Here is a 19,154-nt window from a genome sequence, read left to right on the forward strand (position 1 = left end):
ACCACAAGGAATAAGAGGAGCAACAGGAGCAACAGGAGCAAGAGGAGCAACAGGAGCAAGAGGAGCAACAGGAGCAACAGGAGCAAGAGGAGCAAGAGGAGCAACTGGAGCAACAGGAGCAACAGGTGCAAGAGGAGCAACAGGAGCAACAGGACCACAAGGTATACAAGGGGAACAAGGACTACAAGGTGAGCAAGGTATACAAGGTATACAAGGTGAGCAAGGACCACAAGGAGAACAAGGACCACAAGGTATACAAGGAGAACAAGGGCCACAAGGTGTCCAAGGGGCACAAGGAGAACAAGGACCACAAGGGTTAAGAGGAGCAACAGGAGCAACAGGCGCAACAGGACCACAAGGAATAAGAGGAGCAACAGGAGCAACTGGAGCAACAGGAGCAACAGGAGCAACAGGAGAGTCTGGAAATATTGAGGACTATGGAACAATTTATAGACAATTCCAAGATATTCAAGAATTATCTTATGCTGAAGATGTTGTTTTTAGTAATAATGAAATTGCTGGAAATAACATTCAACATGATGCTAATACTGCACCAGTAATATTACTAGGTGGACATCCTTATTTTGTAAAATATACAGTATCATATTCAGCTACTAACTGCGGTAGCAACGGAAGTGATATAATCTTTGCTCTTACTGATGGCAATGGAAATGAAATACCAGGAACTAAGCATGTAGCATCAGTTTCAAATGAAGTTTATGCTAATAATATTTCATTAGGTATTTTATTAGACGTTGATGATAATGAAATGGCAGTTGTTAAGTTAACTAACCTTACTAGAGATATTCCTAAAGTTAGAGTTCATGCAGCAACTATAACAGTTTTTGCATTAAGTTAATAAAAGTTAAAGTATTAAAATAAAGAGACTTCTAACCGTATGGTTAGAAGTCTTTAATAAATTTTAGTTAAAATTTATTAATTATCGTTTGTGTCAGTTGTATTATTATCGGAATCAGAATTACTATTATCATCATTTGGTATAATATCAGAAGATGATGTATTAGTATCTTTTATAGAGTTTGAATTATCTTGTTCAGGAGTAGTATTATTATCCATAGGATTTAATGTATCATCAATAGTGTCATTTGACTCTATATTTTCAGAACCACTAATAACAGGTGAATCAACAGAATTAGTAGAATTATCGTTATTTATATCACTTGAATTATTATTAAATAAGTTAGTAAACCAGTTCCATATTTTTTCGAAAAATCCTTTAGTTTCTTCAGAACTTGGTAATTTAATTGCATTGTCATCTGTTGCATCTACAACAACATTATCACCTAAAAGATCATCATTAGTTGTTTCTAATATGCCAAGATCCTTTTCATTACTATTAAATAATCCAGTAAACCAATCTCCTAAACCAGTAAACCATTCTTTTATAGACTCAATAAAACCTACTGATACTTTTTCACCCATAGCATCAAGTTTTTCATTAACAACATCTTTAACACTATTTAAAGCATCTTTCATTTCTTTATAATCATAATCTTGTTCTGAAACTTTAGCCATTAAGTTTTCTAATTGTTGTTGTTGTTCAGGAGTTAATGTAACATTATAATTATTAGTTACATTATTTATTGTATCTGCAATTTGTATAGTATCTTGAGTATTATTTTTAATAATTTCAGTTTTAATATCGTTTATAACACCAGTAGCTTTGTCTTGTCCAATATCTTCACCTAAGTCACCAGTTATAACTAGTTCTTCAGAAGCAATTTCTTTTTTTGTTTCATCAAGAGGTTCACCAGTTGCATCTTCAAAGGCTTTCATTATTCCAGTTAAAGCACCAGTACCACTTACACCGCCAGAAATTGGAGTCATTGCAATTACATTTGCATCAGTAATTCCACAAGTGGTAAGAGTACTAGCTATCATTGAAGAAGTAACATAAGTTAAATTTACTGTTTTAACATTAAGGCCATTTCCTTTTGAAGTAGGTTGTACATAAGCACAAGAGTAGGTTCTAGTACCAAGTTGAGCTTCAGTAGCAACTCCCTCTAAGTATTTTCTTTCTTCTTGGTTATTAACTTCTAATATAACAACTTCATTTTCTTTTACACCAAAGTAATCTAAAACTATTTGTTTTTGTTCAGATGATAGGTTTGTCCCTAAAGTCACAACATTAGCACCATCAGCATAAACTGTGCTAATATTTCCTAAAATTATTATTCCACATATAAGTAGTGTAGAAATCCTCTTCTTTAATCCCATAATTATCTCCTCTTAAATTAAAATATTTTATTGTAAGGTAAGTTAAATACCTAAATGGAATTACGTAGTTAAAGCAGTATGTATTACCTATTTTAATAAATTATATCTAATTAATATTTTAAAATCAAATGAACACTTTCTTAAGATTTTATAATTATATCATAGATTATATAAATGGCTACAATTATAAAGTATGATATAATGAGTAAATAAACAAAGGAAATTTAGTGAGGTGACAAATTTGGCTAAAGTTATAGTTGTTGGGGGAGGGCCTGCAGGAATTATGGCAGCTCTTAGTGCAGCAAAAAATAATGAAGTTACATTAATAGAAAGAAATAAAGAAATTGGTATGAAATTAAGACTTACTGGTGGAGGTCGCTGTAATATAACTAATAATAGGGATATAGAAGAATTTTTTGACAAGATAGTTAATAATAAAAAGTTTTTATATAGTGCGTTATATACATTTTCTAATTATTCACTTTTAGAATACTTAAGTAACAATGGACTTGAATATAAAGTTGAACTTGATGAAAAAGTATATACAAAAAGTGATAAGGCTGATGAAGTTATAGAATTACTAAAAAATGATTTAGAGAAGAATAAAGTTAAAATTAGATACAATACAATGGTAAGTGACTTAATAGTTGAAAATGAAGATATTAAAGGTGTTGTAACATCTTATGGTGAAAGAATATTAGGTGATAAAGTTATAATAACAACAGGAGGAAAGAGTTTTCCTAATACAGGTTCTGATGGAACTATGTATTCTATATTAGAAAAGTATGGGCATACAATTACACCTATATACGCGGCTTTAATACCACTAGTTATAAAAGAGGATTTTGTTAAAAGTTTACAAGGGGTTGCAATGAAAGATGTTGTAGTTTCTGCAAAACTTAAAAAGAAAAAAATTGAAAAGTTTGGAGATATGTTATTTACACACTTTGGTATTTCAGGCCCTGCAGTTTTAAAACTTTCTTCATATATAACTAAGGCTTTAAGTGAAAGGGAAGTAGAAGTATCTTTAGATTTCTTAAAAGATAAATCTAAAGATGAAATTTCACAAATAATGAGAAGTAATCCTAATAAAACTGTATTAAACAATTTAAAAGGTGTTCTTCCACAGAACTTTTTAAAAGTTGTATTTGAAATGTTAGGGTTAACTGAAATTAAATCAAGTGATTTAAAGAAGGAAGATGAAAATAAAATAATTGAGTATATGAAGGAAATGAAGCTTACAGCAAGAGAAACTTTAACTATAAAAGCTGCTCAAGTAACATCAGGCGGAGTAAAAGTAAAAGAAATTAATGCTTCAACTATGGAATCTAAGGTAATTAAAAATCTTTACTTTGCAGGTGAAGTTATTGATATAGATGCAGAAACAGGTGGATATAACCTTCAAATGGCTTTTTCAACAGGATATTTAGCCGGCTCAGATTATTAAAATAATTATTTTGATATATAGTTAATAATATATGAATCTATCAAACAGTAGATAAATTTTTAAACTTATCTACTGTTTTTTATATTATAAATCAAATAAATTTAACACCTAATATTACTTTGTACATTTGATATTTTTTTATTTTATTTAATAAATCATTTTCACTCATAAAATATCATATTTTCAAAAGTATATATCCTTAGTTAATTCAAGATGAAGTGAAGTTACAAAATAACTTAGATAGTTTATTAAAGAATTATGATTTGATTTAAAAGATCATATTTTGAGATTGTAGCAAATAAAAAATTAAAGAGTATTATGATAGTAAGTAGTTTTTTATGGGGAAAATTATGAATCAAAATGGAAATAATAGTTTTGATGAGTTTATAAAATTTTTTAATGAATATATGGCCTCTTTTGATTCAGAAACTACTGATGAAAATAGCAGTAGTAACACTTCACAAGCAAGTAATGGTAGATGTGAAAATTGCATGTTTGGAAATGAAAATGCAGAGGCTACAGAAGATCAAAGGAAGGCATGTAGTGATGTGCCAGGTGGATTTCAAGATTTTAATCCACAAATACTTAATTTGATAACTGTTTTGTTTGGTAATATTGCAGCACAAAAGATGCCATTTAATGTACAAAATGCTTTAGGTAACTGGCTTCAACTTTTAGGTCAAGTAATAATAACATTTAATGCTCAACAACAATATTTTCAAGGTGGACCAGGAAGAATATATAGTCCAATTTATAGAAATGCAGCTAATCCATTTTGCTCAAATTCAAGTGATGAGGGACAAGCTAATGTAAGTTCAAGTAAAAAGAAAAAAACAACCAGCAGTTCAGAAAATAAGGTACAATCAAGTAACGATATAAATGAATTAAAGAAATCCATATCAGAGTTAAGCAAGCAAATAAAGGAATTACAAAGTGAAATTGAAAATTTAAAGAAAAAATAAGGATGTGAAGCTAATAGAAATATATAGACTTTACATCTTTATTTTATTATAAATAATTTTTAGTATGGAATAGTTAAGTATTTATAAGGACAAAGTAATAGTGGAAATTTAATTCTTTTAAATAAAGGTTGTGAGAAAATGCTTGATTATTTTGTGAAAAAATATAATTTAAATATTACATCAATGATAAGAAATGGAACAGTTGCAGTAATTACAATGGCTGGTGTTGGAGTCTTATTTGGTGTTAAAAATATAATGATAGCATTTCCAATTGCATTAACCTCAACAGTAATAGGAAGACAAAATTTTTATGTTAAGCCACTTAGTAGAATAGGGCGAATTTTATTGCTAGATTTATTTATTGTTTTAGTTGCATTTATTTCATCATTAAATCCTTGGACTGGTATTTTAATAGATTTAGTAGCAATATTTTTAATAATATATATTGTATCCTCACCTTATGATGCAACATTTTATAAACCTTTTATAATGTTATATGTATTTACTCAATATTCTAAGATATCTATTTATGAACTTCCAAATAGATTATTAGCAGTTATATTTGGTGCAATGATAATAATTATTGGAACCTATATTAAAAGGGCTAATGCAAAAGTTGTTTTTGGAAACAGTGTTAATTCTGCTTTGAAAAGTTTAAAAGTTCAGCTAGATAATATTTTAGAAGATAATTTTGATTATAAGTTAACAAAAGATTGCTCAAAAATAATGATGGATTTGGTTTATAAAGTATATACAACAAGGCATAAAGGATATTTAACTACTAACCTTGGAACTATTCAGTTTAAATTATATTTAAATATAGAGTATATAAATATATGCTTGAAGAAGGTTTTTCAAGAGTATAAAAATAACAATATTTCAAAGGAAGAACTAGGAGATTTATGGTCGTTAATTGATTTAATAATTAATTATTCAAAGGAATCATGTAAGATAAGTGATATAGTCTATAAAAATACTTTTATAATTGAAAAAAATAAAAATTCAATGAATTTATATAAAGAAGTATTATTTGCTATTTCATCAATTATAGAATGTATTAAAGATTTGGAAAAATTAGATGATAAAGATATTAATAAAATATATAAGAATTGGGAAAGGACTTATTTAGATAAACCTAAAGTAATTTTTAAAGAATATTTTGTGATTTCATCAATTAGGTTTAAATTTGCTATGAGAATGTCAATTACATTGTCATTTGCAATTTTTATAGCAGAATTCTTAGGTTTTTATAAAGTGATTTGGGCAATAATCACTATAATGTCTATTATGCAACCTTATTATGAAGATACTATTTCGAAGAGTAGAGAAAGAGTAAAAGGAAATATTATAGCTATCTTACTTACAGGAATAATAATACATTTATTTGATTCTAAGTGGGTTATAATAGGGATCTTAGTTTTATCTTTGTATTTATTATATGGATTTAAAGAGTATTATAAAATATCATTATTTGCAGCTATGGCATCAATATGTGTATCATCATTAACAGTAAATATTAATAAATTATTATTTTATAGAATTTTATATGTGATTATAGGGGTAGTTATAGTTTTGTTAGCTAATAAGTTTATATTTCCATATAAATTGAAGGATGGAATAGAACAATTGGTTAGAAAAATTTTAAGATATGATGAATATTTAATGGATTCTACTCGGGATTATTTAAATAAAAGCAATGGGGCTAATTCTATAAGAGATTTAGTAATACATATAACTTTATTAACACAAAAGCTATATCTTAGAAATATGCAATATGGAGATGAAAAGATTGAACAGTTTGTTGATTTAAATAATGAGATTGTAGTAAGAATTGGATATAAAGCTTTAATTGTTTATGGAAAAAGATATAATGAAAATATTTTTAAATATATAAGTAATTTATATGAGGAACTGCAGGAGAGAATTAAAGGGTTAATATAAGAAAAGATATAGATTAGAAATAGGGGGAACTAATCTATATCTTTCTGAAGGGAATGATATTAACTAATAAATAACACTAATTTCTATGTGTTATTTTCTTTAGTATAGTGCATTAATATGTCAAATTAATGACAGTTGCATTAATTTGACATAATTTAGTAATAATAATTCATATTTGTATAAGTTACTATGTAATAAGAGTATAATAATATAAATAAAGTATTTTTTATAGTTAAGAAGGGAGATAAATGAAAAATGTTGTCTTAAAAAAAGTTAGGGTTAGATTGATAATAATAATTTTAGTAATTATATTCAGTGTAATAGGTTTTTTAAAAATAAAAAGTGATAGTAAAAAGTGGGTAGATGCAGATGTTACTGTTAAGCTACCTTTTGAAATAGATATATTGAGTACAGGAAAGTCAGATTTTATTTTGATTGAATGTGAAGGAAAATTTATTGTTATAGATACAGGATTTTATGAAAATAGCACCGTAATAAATGATTATTTAAATTATAAAGGTATTGAAGAAATTGAATATTTGATTTTAACCCATAATGATAAAGATCATATAGGTGGAGCGCCTACTATTTTAGATAATTTTAAAATTAAAAATTTAATTCAAGCTGATTATGAAAAAGATACTGTACAATATAAGAATTATATTGAAGCAGTAAAAAGAAATGAGTTGACACCTGTTTTATTGCATAACAAAATTGTTAAAAATATTAATGGTGCTAATATAACTATTTATCCGGCCATTAAAGATGAGTATGAAAAGTCAAATGATTATTGTATTATTGTTGGAATTGATTATGGAAAGTATAGATTTTTATTTGCAGCAGATGCTGAAGATGAAAGAATGAGGGAATTTATTAATGAAAATACTGGTGAATATACTTTTTTAAAGATGGCTCATCATGGAATATATAATAATGAGGTAGGAGATTTTTTAGAATCTGTATCCCCTAAATATGCAGTAATAACTTGCTCTCAGTTTATGTATCCTGATAGAAAACTAGTATCTTTATTAGAAAAATATAAAATAAAAACTTTTTATACTAGTAGTGGTGATATTAGTATTAAGAGTGATGGTGAAAATATTTATTTTATACAAAAGTAATAGAATTTTTCAAGAGTATGAGGTGGAAAATACCTAGTATAGATAACAAGATAATTGGAATAGATTATGATTGAAGATAAATGGAAATTGATAAAAATAAATTAAGACTACTGTAATAGATTTTTACAGTAGTCTTAATTAGTTTTTTCTCATAGTATAATTTATATATTATTTTAAATATGAGGTAGAAATGAAAAATACTCAATGGTATATAGTAAAATTAAGAGGGGAAAAGAACAGATTATCATTTACTTCTGAAGAAGCATGTAAAATAGCAAAAAAGATAGGCATTGATTTTACAAAAGAAAAATTTGATTTAAATGAGTTTACTATGGGGATAAATGTAGAGCTTGAACATGGTACTAAATTTTCAAAGGCAAATGTAACTAATAATGATCCTATTTTAACAGGTAAAATTGCATATGCACATCTTTTAGAGTTTCCTGATTATTATACAAGGCTTAAGAAGTTAGAAGCAGAGGCCGATATATATTGGAAAACTAAAAGGTAGTTAATCAAATGTGAGAGTTAGCTTAAAGGCGCTTAGAGATAAAAAAACGAAACTTTAAAGTTTAAGGAATTACAAATATATTTATATATAATATAAAAAATAAAAATCCCATGAAATTATTATTTTTCATGGGGTTTTAAATTATTAAATTTATATTTTATTTTATAAATACAAATTCTTTATCAGTAGAAAGCTCTTCAGAATATTTGAAAGATAGTTCAGAAAAGTTTTTAACATCTTCAATATTTTCTATGTTATTAGATGCTAGATATCTTACCATAAGACCTCTAGCCATTTTAGCCTCTGTAGCTTTTACTTTAATTTTATCATCTTTTAATTCTCCAAATATACAAGTAATAAATATATCATCTTTGCTTAAATATTTTTCGATTGCTTTACTATATTCTTTTGAAGCTAAATTTAAAATAACATTACTATTTTTAGTTATTTCTTTATATAAACTATTGCCCCAAAACTCATAAAGATTTTTATTATTATCGATTTTAAGTTTTGCTTGCATTTCTAATCTATATGGTACAACTCCATCAAAAGGATTAAGAACCCCATAAAATCCAGATAGTATTTTTAAATGAGATTTTACATAATTAAATTCATCTTCGCTAAAAGAATCTGGAGACATATATTTATATTGAATTCCTTCATAAGTTAATAAGGCTGGAGATAGATTTTTATTTAAATGCATATTTTTATATCTTTCAAAATTTAATTGAGCTAAATCATCATTACAAACTAATAGTTTTTTTAGTTCATCATATGAAAGTGATTTCAATTGATTATGTAATATGTTAGTTTTATCCATAAAGACAGGGTGATATTCATAAATAATATCATCATTGTTTATATTCATTTTTTTTGCTGGGGAAATAATTATATTCATTTTTTCAACTCCTAAATTATGCAACTAATATTAATTATTATTTAGTATAACATATTATTTAGTTTTATTATAATGAATAAATTCTTTTAGCATCATAATTATATTTGATAAAAAAGTAAAATTTTAATAATGAATATAAAAGAAATTAGAAAATGAAAATTTTAAATAAGATGTTACTTTGATATAATTAAAATATAAATAAATTAAAAGGGGAGGAAAAAGATGATTAAACATATTATTTTATGGAATTTTCAAGATGGTAAAGGTAGTGAAGAGGATAAATTAAAAATAAAAAATGGATTAGAAGGTTTAAAAGGTAAGATTCCAGGAATTATTGGAATAGAGGTTATAACTAATCCAGTAGCAGGTAGTAATGCAGATATAATGTTAAATAGTACATTTGAAAGCATTGAGGCATTAAATAATTATCAAGTTCATGAAGAACATGTTAAGATTGCTACAATAGTTAGAAGTATTACTTGCAATAGAATGTGTATGGATTATGAAATATAGTTTATAAAATTTCAAGAGGAGAATAAAGTGGAAGAAGAATATATAGATTATATTGTGAAACAATATTTTAAGGATGAAAATTATTATGTTAAACAAGAAAGTAGTGGAATGAATAATACTACTAAATTCTTATGCGTAGGAGATAAAAAATATATTTTAAGAATATATGAAAGTCACAGGGATAGTAAAAAGGTGAACTATGAACATTTAGTCTTAGAGGAGCTTAATAAAAGAAATTTATCATTTAATATTCCAAAGCCAAAACAAAATTTAAAAGGTAATACTATAAGTGTTAGTATAGATGAAAAGCTAGTGTCAATAGCTGAAATGATAAAAGGATCTAATCCTAAATTACATACTACTAAACAATTTTATAGCTTAGGTAAAGTTGTTGGTGAAATAACAAAAGAGTTAGGTAGTATAGAAGTTGAGCTTAATCCTATTTATGAACCATGCTATGAACTAGAAAAGTCTTATCCTAAATGCCCTTTAAATAAAGTAATAGAGTTTTGTATTTATCCATCTAATGAATTTGAAAATGAAAGAGAATATTTAAAGGAATTAAGTAGATATTTTATTGAATTTCAAGAGGTAATACCTAAATTAAGAAGTTTGCCACATCAGATTATTCATGGAGATATTAATGCATCTAATGTATTAGAGGATGAATATAACAATATATCAGCAGTTTTAGATTTTGAATTTTCAGCTAGGGATTTAAGGGCTATGGATTTAGCAATATGTTTGTCAGAAGCAATTTCAAATGAAAATGATGACAAAGTAAAACTAGAAAATATGAGAAGCTTTATTAATGGTTATAAGGAATATATAAAACTTTCAATTGATGAGATAAATGTAATACCATCATTAATTATGCTTAGAAGACTTGATGTGATAATACATTTTCTTGTTAGATATAAAGATGGAATTAGTAATAATTTTATGTCTTCAGAAAAAATTTTAAAAGAGCAGATTATAAAAGCAATAACACTATGTAAATGGGTTAAATCAAATGAAGAAAAAATAAGAAGATTATTTTAATTAATATTAAAATATTAAAATATTAATTAATATGAGGGTAAGCATATTAATTAAATTTATTTATATAAATTAATATGAACTTAAAAAACAAGGTGCTTTTTAGGAGGGTTTTGATATGAATGAGGTTATAAAAAATATTAAAGCTAGAAGAAGTTGTAGAGAATATATTGATACACAAATATCAACTGAAGATTTGAATGAAATCTTAGAGTGTGCTTTATGTGGACCAAGTGGAATGAATAGCCAAGGATGTTATTATACTGCAATTCAAAATAAAGAGGTATTACAAGAATTAAATAAAGCAGTTAAAGCTGTATTTAGAGAAAGAGAAGATTCAAGGGGATTTGATGAAGATTACAATTTTTATTATAAAGCACCAACCCTTGTAATAGTTACTGCAAAAAAGGATTATAAATATTTTTATACTGATGGAGCGGCAGGATTAGAAAATATATTTTTAGCAGCTACATCTTTGGGCATGGGAACATGTTGGATTAATCAATTAGCAGATACTTATGATAATCCACAAGTAAGAAAAATACTTGATAGATGTCATATACCTTCTGATTTTGGAGTAGTTGGTTGTGCAGCAATTGGTTATTCAGCAAGAGCAAGTGTTGCACCAAAGAGAATTCAAGGAAGAAGTTTAATAGTTAGATAAAAGAATTTTAAAGAGTAGGTCAATATATATTGTACGTATTTTAATTAATTGATACAGCAATATATATTGACTTTATTTTTATAAGAAAGTTAATGGAAAATATTTTATAAAATATAAATTTGGTTTATAATATGTGTATTATAAAGGGAAAGAGGCTTTATCTATATAAATGATAAAGCTTTATATATATATATGAAAACTATATTAAAATAAAGTTGAAGAATAAATGTATAATGATGCAAATAATAATAATGTAATTTTATAAATAAGATACTTTAATGAAAAAATAATATTAAGGAGATGAAGATATGTTTAAGGTCATAACTGTTTTAATTCATATAATTAATTTGGTAACAATATTATATATGATATTCAAAGAAAAACGTTCAGCTAACAATATCATAGCTTGGACTTTGGTTTTATATTTGGCACCATTTATAGGTTTTATCGTGTTTATACTAATTGGTAGAAAAATGAATAAAGCTAATATGTTTGGGTTTAAAAATGCAGAGCTAAAAATATTTGAAAATTACACAAATCAAGTTAAAGAAAGAGAAAGTTTAAAAGATGAAAATATTGATATAGAAAATATTGATATGATTAGAGCTCTTGAAGCAACAGATTATTCTCCTTATAGAAGTAATAATGATGTTTATATGTATTCAGATGGAACTTTGTTTTTTGAAGAATTATTGACAAGTTTAAAAAAAGCTAAACAAAGTATAAATATAGAGTTTTATATATTTAAGAATGATAATATAGGTACTGAGATATTAAATATATTAGAAGAAAAAGCTAAAGAAGGAGTAGAAGTTAGATTATTATATGATTCAGTTGGAAGTAGATCTTTAAATAGAAATGTGCTTAAGAAATTAACTGATGTTGGAGGTAAGGTTGGTGAATTTTTCCCTTCATGGCTAAAACTTATTAATATTAATATGAACTTTAGAAACCATAGAAAGATCGTTGTGATAGATAATAAAATTGGATTTGTTGGTGGATTTAATGTTGGCGATGAATATTTAGGAAAAGATGATAAGTTTGGATATTGGAGAGACACTCACATAAAATTTAAAGGTAGTGCAGTTAAGGATTTAAATTTAAGATTTTTAGCAGATTGGAGATATGCTACGAAAGAAGAAGTTACATTAAATCATGTATTAGAAATTAATGAAGATGAGCTAAAAAAATCTAATATAGGAATGCAGATAGTATCAAGTGGACCAGATTTAAGTGATAGGTATGAAATAAAGTTAGCATATTTAAAAATGATACAAAAAGCAAAAAGATATCTTTATATACAATCTCCATATTTAATAATTGATAATAGTATTTCAGATAGTTTAAAATTAGCAGCTGCTTCAGGTGTTGATGTAAGAATAATGTTACCAGGCAAAGGTGATCACCCTTTTGTATATTGGGCAAATTTAGTTTATGCAGGTGAATTAATAAAAGAAGGAGTAAAAGTATATCATTACGATAGAAATGCGTTTTTACATGCAAAAACTATAGTTATAGATGGTAAAATTTGTTCAATAGGAACTGCTAATATGGATACAAGAAGTTTTGAATTGAATTTTGAAGTTATTTCAGTTATATATTCAGAAAAAATAGCAAAAGAGCAAAAATATGAATTTGAAAAAGATATGATGAAATGTGAAGAGTTAACTATAGAAAAGTATAATAAAAGAAGTACAATTGTTAAGGTTAAGGAATCTATTTCAAGATTATTATCAGATATACTATAAAGTTATATTGTAATAAATAAAATAAGAAAAATAAAATTATATAAAGTATTATAAACATTAATTTAGTTTTAAAATGTATGTAAGTCAGACAATCTGATAAAAAATAAATGTATTACTAGAAGGAATTAATATAGAATCTTAATAGAATTTATATTAATTCCTATAGAAAAATACATTTATTTTTTTGTACTTTCAAGTTGTATAATTCTAGAATAATCTTTTAACTCATCTAAAAATATACTAGCAGCTTTTGAAAGTGTTAATTCTTTAGGATAAATAAATGAAAGGGAACGAGTGAAATGATTATCAAGTTTTATACTAGATATCTCATTTCTATTTTCGTCTTCTGCAATAACATGTTTAGAAATTATAGTTATCCCTAAGTTATTTTTAACAGCTTCTTTAACAGCTAGGTTACTTCCTAATACCATCATACTTTTAGGAATTATTTTATTTTCTGTAAAGAATAAATCTAGATATTCTCGAGTTCCAGAGCCATCTTCTCTTGCAATCCAAGCTTTGTTCTGAAGATTTTCAATGTTAAATTCAGTAGATTTTAATGGATCAGTGTAAGGTATCGCTAATACCATATCATCATGTAAAAAATATTCTTGTTTAAATAAGGATGATGAAGCAGCTCCTTCTATAAGGCCTATATCTAATTTAAATTTTTTTAATTCACTAGAAATAAGAGCTGTATTTTCGATTATAACTTCAATATCAACATCAGGATATTTTTTTGAAAAAATAGCTAAAAATTTAGGGAGTATATATTCTCCTATAGTTAAACTAGCGCCTATTTTTAAGCTACCTTTAACAGAAGAGGATAAGTTTTTAACATCGATAAATGTTACATCTAATAAACTTATTATTTCTTTAGCCCTTTTATAAAGTGTGTATCCACTTTCGGTAATAGATATAGTTTTTTGTTTTATTGATCTGTTTATTAAAGTAACTCCAAATATATTTTCTAAATTTTTGATATGAGTACTAACACTAGGTTGAGATAAGTTCAAATATTCTGCTGCTTTAGTAAAATTTTTATAATCAACTACAGAGATAAAAGTTTTAAGTTCTTCAATCATTTTAAAGCCCTCCTTATGTAATTAAGTATAAAGTAATAATATTATTATACACTAATTATTAAAAAAAGTAATGATTATTATGATTAAGATTTATTTTACTAATGAATAAGAGGTGGATATACTAATAGTATAAAGATTTAAATAATAAAAGATTCGGAGTGATAATATGAAGGAAAATAAATTTATAGAGTATATTAAAGGTATAGTACCAGGATTTTTGGTTGCATTAGCAGTAGCATTAGTTGGAATGTTTATTGCAAAATTTGTCCCTAAATTAGGTGCTGGTACTATATCTATATTTTTAGGGATGTTTGTAGGAAATTTATTTTTAAATCAAGATGTATTTCAAAAAGGATATAAATTTTCAGAGACAGATATATTATCATATTCTATAGTTTTATTAGGAGCAACATTAAGTATAGGAACATTATTAGAGCTTGGTATAGGTGGATTTGCTTTCATAATAATACAAATGGCAATAACTATTGTTGGTGCTATTTATATAGGAAAAAAATTAGGATTTAGTCAAAATTTTAGATTTTTAATGGCTAGTGGAAATGCCGTATGTGGTTCATCAGCTATAGCAGCAACAGCACCTGTAATAGAAGCTGATGATAAAGATAAGGGAATTTCAATAACTATAGTAAATATAACAGGTATTGTTTTAATGTTTATTTTACCATTAATATCAAAGGCATTATTTAAAAATGATACTTTAGCTACAGGAGCATTAATAGGCGGAACTTTACAATCCGTTGGACAAGTAGCAGCTAGTGGAGCTATGGTTGGTGAGCAAGTAAAGGATATGGCTATGATATTTAAAATATTAAGAGTTGTATTACTTGTTGTTGTAGTATTTGTATTTGGACATATAAAAAATAAAACTAATGAAGAAATAATCGAAGAAGAAGCAACAGATATTAAAAAGGGAAAAGTTAGAATTCCTTGGTATGTAATAGGATTTTTTGTAACTTGTGCATTATTTTCTTTGAAAATAATACCTAATAATATATCTCATATATGTAAAGAAATAAGTAACAATTTAGAAATAATTGCTTTAGCTGCAATTGGATTAAGAGTAAATGTAAGAGATTTGCTTAAACAAGGAAAAGCTGTATCTTTATATGCATTAGGAGTAGGAACACTTCAAATAATATCAGCACTAGCATTAATAGCAATTTTACTTTAACAACAGTTAAAGTTGACAACGTGAAAATATAAAAGTATTATTATTAAAATAATTATAAGATATTTTTAGAGGTGGAAATAATGGATAATGGACTTATACATATATACTGTGGTGATGGCAAAGGTAAAACAACAGCAGCAATGGGGTTAGCTATAAGAGCAGCCGGAAGAAAGAAGAAAGTATTCATTACTCAGTTTTTGAAAAGTGGTAAAAGTGGAGAATTAATATCATTAGAGAAGTTAGATGAGTATATTACATTTTTCCCAGGAAAACCAGTTAATAAATTTGTTTGGAATATGAATGAGGAAGAAAAGTTACAAGCTAAAATAGAACATACTAAAAGGTTTCAGGAAATTAAGGACATAATAAATAAAGAAGAGTATGATTTATTAATACTAGATGAAATAATAGCTACTATAAATAATGAATTTATAGAATTAAATGATGTAATAGAATTTTTAAGAAATAAACCTAAATCATTAGAGGTTGTAATGACAGGTAGAGATCCCAAAGATGAACTAGTGGAATTATCTAATTACGTAACAGAAATGAAGTGTATCAAACATCCCTTTAAAGAAGGTATTCCATCTAGGGTTGGAATAGAATTATAGGGGCTAGTCAATTTAATTTACTTAATATATAATACAATATGTGCTATAAAAATAAAATTCTACTTTTTAAACACATTTAACAAAAAAGATAAAATAAAAAGGAGTAATATATGAGAGCAGTATATAGAAATCCAAAAGAATTGGCTACAAAGCTAAAAGATGTAGTAGATTTATATCAAGATGATTTATTATCATATGAAAAGCTAGAAGCAACAGTTGTAGCTATGATAAAGGCTAATGATGATAGAATATATAAAAATGGATTTATGCCAACTAAATTAATTGCAGCAATTGGAGAAGAAAGAAAATCTATAGTTGATAAAATAGCTGCTGATAACAATTTATAATTAGATGAAATTTAAAGTTAGTATTTAGTAATTATCTTAGGTTACGTTAAATACTAACTTTTTTATTGTGAAAAATAATATTTAATTATATTTAAAAACTTATTAAAAAAATAGTAAATTTAAAAAGAGGATTAATATATTTTAAAAAATAAAAAAATATGGTAAAATAAATCTACAATTTGTTCCCAAAATATACTACTGCGCTAGGAAAGGAAGGTATTGTGATGGAGAATAATGAATTACAATATAATTTACGTAAATTTGAAGAGGATGAAAATCACATAGAATACTTTATATCTATTTTTCCTGAATATATAAAATCTAATCCAGAAAAGGCTAAAGAAATTCTTGATTTAGTAATGGAAATAGCGCTAAATAAAGAATATGAGCTTGCTTATGGATGGTGTTTAATGTATATTGGGTGGTATTGTTTTACAATTAGTGATTATACAAATGCTTGCAAGTATAGACTAGATGCTAATGAAATATTTATTAAAAATAATTGTGTAAAAGGACTTATATTTTCATATAATGGATTATTAGCGGATTATACAAGATTAGGAAATTTAGAACTAGCGATAGAAAGTGGATTATCAGGAATAGATTTAGCAGAAAAAGAAAATGATGAAAAAGCATTAATTCATTTAATGATTAATACAGCAATAGCATATATGGATTATAGAAAATATGATGAGGCTAAAAGACTATTAAATAAAATAAATGAAGTTTATAGACAAATACAGGGAAGTGAATTAATAGTTTATTATATAACCTTAGCTGAAGTAGAAGTAATTTCTGGTGATATTAATAAGGGATATGAGTGTTGTGAAGTTGCAATAGAATTAATTAAAGAGCTAGGATGCTGGATATATGAGTGTGAGATTCTTTCCATTAGGGCAGAGGCAAATTCAAAACTTGGGAAAAATAAAGAAGCAGAAATAGATTTTGAAGTGGCAATTAAAAGCGCTAAAAGTTTTAAAAATATTATTTATATTGTAAAAACATTAAGGCGATGGGCTAAACATTATAATAGAATTGGTGAATTGGATAAAGCAGAGAAAAAGTTAATTGAAGCTTTTAATGAGGTAAATAGTTTAAACTCATTATTAGATAAAAGTGAAATATGTTACGAGTTAAATGAATTATATGCACAACTAAAAAGATATGAAGATGCGTATAAGTTTTTAAAAGAACATTTAGAAATAGAAAAAGAAATTTTTAATAACAAGAGTAGTAGTTGGCTTGCAAGACTACATAATAAGGAAATAACAAGAGAAGCAAAAATTTATAGAGAGCTATATCAAGAAATAGATTTACTATCAGGGATAGGTAAAAAATTCACTTCAGATTTAAAAATTGAGAGAAATTTAGAAGTAATATATGAAGAAGTAAAAGAATTAATGGAGGCAGATGTTTTTGGAATAGCCTCATATAGCAAAGAAGAAAAAATATTGAAATATGATTTATTTATTGTCAACGGAAAAAGAAAAAATTGTGGCATATCAGCTTTAGAAGAAGAAAACTTTGGAACATGGTGTTATAAAAATAAAGAAAATATAGTTATTAATGATATGGAAAATGAATATAGAAAATATGTTCCAAGTAGAAATAAAGGTATTGAAGATGATAATTGTAATGTTAAAAACATAAAATCAGCAATATTTTGTCCTATAGTAGTTGAAAATGAAGTATTAGGAATATTAACTGTACAAAGCTATAAGAAAAATTCATATAATAAAAATACTGTTAAAAAGCTAGAAATACTAGCGTCATATATTGCAATTGCACTTGAAAATGCCAAGTTATTTAAAAATATAGAGTATTCAGCAACTCATGATTGGTTAACAGATGTTTATAATAGAAAAGAAATACTTAAAAGAGGACAAACTATAATTCAAAATAATAAAGGATGTTCTGTAATGATTATGGATATTGATTATTTTAAAAGTATAAATGATAATTATGGGCATGCTACAGGTGATTATGTACTAAAAACTATAAGTGACCTTATGAAAAAGGATATTAAAGGCAATGGATATATCGGAAGATATGGAGGAGAAGAATTTCTTATTGTAGTTAATAGTAGCAATAAGGAGTATGTATCAGTACTAGCAAATAATATCAGAAAAAATATTGAGAACTATAACTTTATTGTTGATTCTAAAAAAATAAATGTTACTGTAAGTATAGGAGTATATAATTACTTGAAAGATGATAAATATTTTAATAAGCATATAAAACTTGCTGATGAAGCTTTATATTTAGCTAAATTATTTGGACGTAATAGAGTAGTTAATTATTAGCGTTTTAAAGAAATATAAACTAAAAGGGACTATTTTACAGTCCCTTTTATTTATCTTTTGTATAAAATTATGAGTTGCAATTTAAAATTAGCATCCGCAACCAGTAGATTCATTGTCGCTTCCAGCAGTAGCAGCACTTATACAAGATCCTTTAAAACAACTAACCTTTAAACATTTACGGATAATTTGAGTATTATCTTTAAAAATCTTTAACATATAAGTTGTATTTGGACATAAAGGACCTAATAAGAATTGGCCATTATCGTCAGTGAAAGTATGAGTTAATGGAATTGGATAGTCACACTTATCATTAACTTGGAGTAATTTAACTACTGCATCAGCTACAGGTAGTCCATTTTCATCAAGTACTGTACCAAATATACAGCTTCTAGTTTCTTTTGGTAATTTAACAACTGCATCTATTTGTTCATTATACCCAGTCTTAAAAATACAATTTCCTATTCTTCCGCTCATGAATTTATCCTCCTAAGTTTATCGTAATATACTATAATATATTCTTAGAAGAAAACAATGTGTA

The 19,154-nt window shown here is 26.0% G+C and carries 18 protein-coding genes; 14 read left to right on the forward strand and 4 right to left on the reverse strand.

All coding sequences use genetic code 11. The features are described from left to right. The coding region (locus ABUA17_RS01730) for a hypothetical protein (RefSeq protein WP_349817923.1) at positions 1 to 859 on the forward strand (859 nt) is incomplete at its 5' end. A gap of 77 nt (positions 860 to 936) precedes the next feature. On the opposite strand, the gene ABUA17_RS01735 is transcribed toward ABUA17_RS01730, so the two are convergent. After that, entirely contained in the window at positions 937 to 2,238 is a 1,302-nt protein-coding gene (locus tag ABUA17_RS01735; RefSeq protein WP_042399998.1) for a DUF1002 domain-containing protein, read from the reverse strand. 241 nt (positions 2,239 to 2,479) lie between these two features. Between ABUA17_RS01735 and ABUA17_RS01740 the strand changes: the two genes are divergently transcribed. From ABUA17_RS01740 to ABUA17_RS01760, 5 genes are all read left to right on the forward strand, one after another. After that, positions 2,480 to 3,685, forward strand: coding sequence for a BaiN/RdsA family NAD(P)/FAD-dependent oxidoreductase (locus ABUA17_RS01740; protein WP_042399995.1), 1,206 nt, complete (start codon positions 2,480 to 2,482; stop codon positions 3,683 to 3,685). A 350-nt stretch (positions 3,686 to 4,035) separates the two neighbouring features. After that, on the forward strand, positions 4,036 to 4,647 hold the full coding sequence (locus tag ABUA17_RS01745; protein ID WP_055291772.1) for a hypothetical protein: 612 nt from the start codon (positions 4,036 to 4,038) through the stop codon (positions 4,645 to 4,647). 153 nt (positions 4,648 to 4,800) lie between these two features. Then, complete coding sequence (locus tag ABUA17_RS01750; protein WP_242833258.1) at positions 4,801 to 6,588, forward strand: FUSC family protein; 1,788 nt, start codon at positions 4,801 to 4,803, stop codon at positions 6,586 to 6,588. A gap of 248 nt (positions 6,589 to 6,836) precedes the next feature. Next, on the forward strand, positions 6,837 to 7,709 hold the full coding sequence (locus tag ABUA17_RS01755; protein ID WP_042399987.1) for a ComEC/Rec2 family competence protein: 873 nt from the start codon (positions 6,837 to 6,839) through the stop codon (positions 7,707 to 7,709). A gap of 190 nt (positions 7,710 to 7,899) precedes the next feature. After that, positions 7,900 to 8,220 (forward strand): DUF5661 family protein, encoded by a 321-nt coding sequence (locus ABUA17_RS01760; RefSeq protein WP_042399985.1) that lies wholly within the window; start codon positions 7,900 to 7,902, stop codon positions 8,218 to 8,220. Between the two features lie 157 nt (positions 8,221 to 8,377). Here the strand turns inward: ABUA17_RS01760 and yaaA are convergent, their stop codons facing one another. Continuing rightward, the gene (gene yaaA, locus ABUA17_RS01765; RefSeq protein WP_055274901.1) at positions 8,378 to 9,118 is read right to left on the reverse strand and encodes a peroxide stress protein YaaA; all 741 of its coding nucleotides are present in this window, start codon (positions 9,116 to 9,118) and stop codon (positions 8,378 to 8,380) included. Positions 9,119 to 9,340: 222 nt separating this feature from the next. Here yaaA and ABUA17_RS01770 point away from each other — a divergent pair, with 222 nt between their 5' ends. The 4 genes from ABUA17_RS01770 (at position 9,341) to cls (ending at position 13,081) form a co-directional block, all read left to right on the forward strand. After that, positions 9,341 to 9,631 (forward strand): Dabb family protein, encoded by a 291-nt coding sequence (locus ABUA17_RS01770; protein ID WP_195951457.1) that lies wholly within the window; start codon positions 9,341 to 9,343, stop codon positions 9,629 to 9,631. Between the two features lie 27 nt (positions 9,632 to 9,658). Continuing rightward, a complete protein-coding gene (locus ABUA17_RS01775; RefSeq protein ID WP_055274904.1) occupies positions 9,659 to 10,672 on the forward strand; it encodes a phosphotransferase in 1,014 nt (337 codons plus the stop codon). A gap of 115 nt (positions 10,673 to 10,787) precedes the next feature. Then, positions 10,788 to 11,333 (forward strand): nitroreductase family protein, encoded by a 546-nt coding sequence (locus ABUA17_RS01780; RefSeq protein WP_055274906.1) that lies wholly within the window; start codon positions 10,788 to 10,790, stop codon positions 11,331 to 11,333. Positions 11,334 to 11,641: 308 nt separating this feature from the next. Then, positions 11,642 to 13,081, forward strand: coding sequence for a cardiolipin synthase (cls, locus tag ABUA17_RS01785; protein WP_195951458.1), 1,440 nt, complete (start codon positions 11,642 to 11,644; stop codon positions 13,079 to 13,081). Positions 13,082 to 13,257: 176 nt separating this feature from the next. On the opposite strand, the gene ABUA17_RS01790 is transcribed toward cls, so the two are convergent. Continuing rightward, positions 13,258 to 14,166 carry a LysR family transcriptional regulator gene (locus ABUA17_RS01790; protein ID WP_042399978.1) on the reverse strand — a complete coding sequence of 303 codons (909 nt, stop codon included), beginning with the start codon at positions 14,164 to 14,166 and terminating at the stop codon, positions 13,258 to 13,260. 166 nt (positions 14,167 to 14,332) lie between these two features. On the opposite strand from ABUA17_RS01790, the gene ABUA17_RS01795 reads away from it, so the two are divergent. The 4 genes from ABUA17_RS01795 (at position 14,333) to ABUA17_RS01810 (ending at position 18,616) form a co-directional block, all read left to right on the forward strand. Further along, complete coding sequence (locus ABUA17_RS01795) at positions 14,333 to 15,355, forward strand: YeiH family protein (RefSeq protein WP_042399977.1); 1,023 nt, start codon at positions 14,333 to 14,335, stop codon at positions 15,353 to 15,355. Between the two features lie 80 nt (positions 15,356 to 15,435). Further along, positions 15,436 to 15,966 carry a cob(I)yrinic acid a,c-diamide adenosyltransferase gene (locus ABUA17_RS01800; protein ID WP_042399974.1) on the forward strand — a complete coding sequence of 177 codons (531 nt, stop codon included), beginning with the start codon at positions 15,436 to 15,438 and terminating at the stop codon, positions 15,964 to 15,966. A 110-nt stretch (positions 15,967 to 16,076) separates the two neighbouring features. Continuing rightward, positions 16,077 to 16,313, forward strand: a complete 237-nt coding sequence (locus ABUA17_RS01805; RefSeq protein ID WP_042399971.1) for a TIGR04540 family protein — start codon at positions 16,077 to 16,079, stop codon at positions 16,311 to 16,313. A gap of 224 nt (positions 16,314 to 16,537) precedes the next feature. Next, positions 16,538 to 18,616 carry a sensor domain-containing diguanylate cyclase gene (locus ABUA17_RS01810; protein WP_349817922.1) on the forward strand — a complete coding sequence of 693 codons (2,079 nt, stop codon included), beginning with the start codon at positions 16,538 to 16,540 and terminating at the stop codon, positions 18,614 to 18,616. A gap of 87 nt (positions 18,617 to 18,703) precedes the next feature. Here ABUA17_RS01810 and ABUA17_RS01815 read toward each other — a convergent pair whose 3' ends face one another. Next, on the reverse strand, positions 18,704 to 19,090 hold the full coding sequence (locus ABUA17_RS01815) for a carboxypeptidase-like regulatory domain-containing protein (protein ID WP_042399965.1): 387 nt from the start codon (positions 19,088 to 19,090) through the stop codon (positions 18,704 to 18,706). Between the last annotated feature and the right edge of the window lie 64 nt (positions 19,091 to 19,154).

This window comes from Clostridium sp. RTP31139st1_H3_RTP31139_211217, from assembly GCF_040227035.1.
GTDB classification, from domain to species: Bacteria; Bacillota; Clostridia; order Clostridiales; family Clostridiaceae; genus Clostridium; species Clostridium saudiense.

Excerpts from the sequence above, each read along its gene's own strand:
- ABUA17_RS01735 (WP_042399998.1), bottom strand. The coding sequence starts at position 2,238 with ATGGGATTAAAGAAGAGGATTTCTACACTACTTATATGTGGAATAATA.
- ABUA17_RS01745 (WP_055291772.1), top strand. The coding sequence starts at position 4,036 with ATGAATCAAAATGGAAATAATAGTTTTGATGAGTTTATAAAATTTTTT.
- ABUA17_RS01755 (WP_042399987.1), top strand. The coding sequence starts at position 6,837 with ATGAAAAATGTTGTCTTAAAAAAAGTTAGGGTTAGATTGATAATAATA.
- ABUA17_RS01760 (WP_042399985.1), top strand. The coding sequence starts at position 7,900 with ATGAAAAATACTCAATGGTATATAGTAAAATTAAGAGGGGAAAAGAAC.
- yaaA (WP_055274901.1), bottom strand. The coding sequence starts at position 9,118 with ATGAATATAATTATTTCCCCAGCAAAAAAAATGAATATAAACAATGAT.
- ABUA17_RS01770 (WP_195951457.1), top strand. The coding sequence starts at position 9,341 with ATGATTAAACATATTATTTTATGGAATTTTCAAGATGGTAAAGGTAGT.
- ABUA17_RS01780 (WP_055274906.1), top strand. The coding sequence starts at position 10,788 with ATGAATGAGGTTATAAAAAATATTAAAGCTAGAAGAAGTTGTAGAGAA.
- cls (WP_195951458.1), top strand. The coding sequence starts at position 11,642 with ATGTTTAAGGTCATAACTGTTTTAATTCATATAATTAATTTGGTAACA.
- ABUA17_RS01790 (WP_042399978.1), bottom strand. The coding sequence starts at position 14,166 with ATGATTGAAGAACTTAAAACTTTTATCTCTGTAGTTGATTATAAAAAT.
- ABUA17_RS01795 (WP_042399977.1), top strand. The coding sequence starts at position 14,333 with ATGAAGGAAAATAAATTTATAGAGTATATTAAAGGTATAGTACCAGGA.
- ABUA17_RS01800 (WP_042399974.1), top strand. The coding sequence starts at position 15,436 with ATGGATAATGGACTTATACATATATACTGTGGTGATGGCAAAGGTAAA.
- ABUA17_RS01805 (WP_042399971.1), top strand. The coding sequence starts at position 16,077 with ATGAGAGCAGTATATAGAAATCCAAAAGAATTGGCTACAAAGCTAAAA.
- ABUA17_RS01810 (WP_349817922.1), top strand. The coding sequence starts at position 16,538 with ATGGAGAATAATGAATTACAATATAATTTACGTAAATTTGAAGAGGAT.
- ABUA17_RS01815 (WP_042399965.1), bottom strand. The coding sequence starts at position 19,090 with ATGAGCGGAAGAATAGGAAATTGTATTTTTAAGACTGGGTATAATGAA.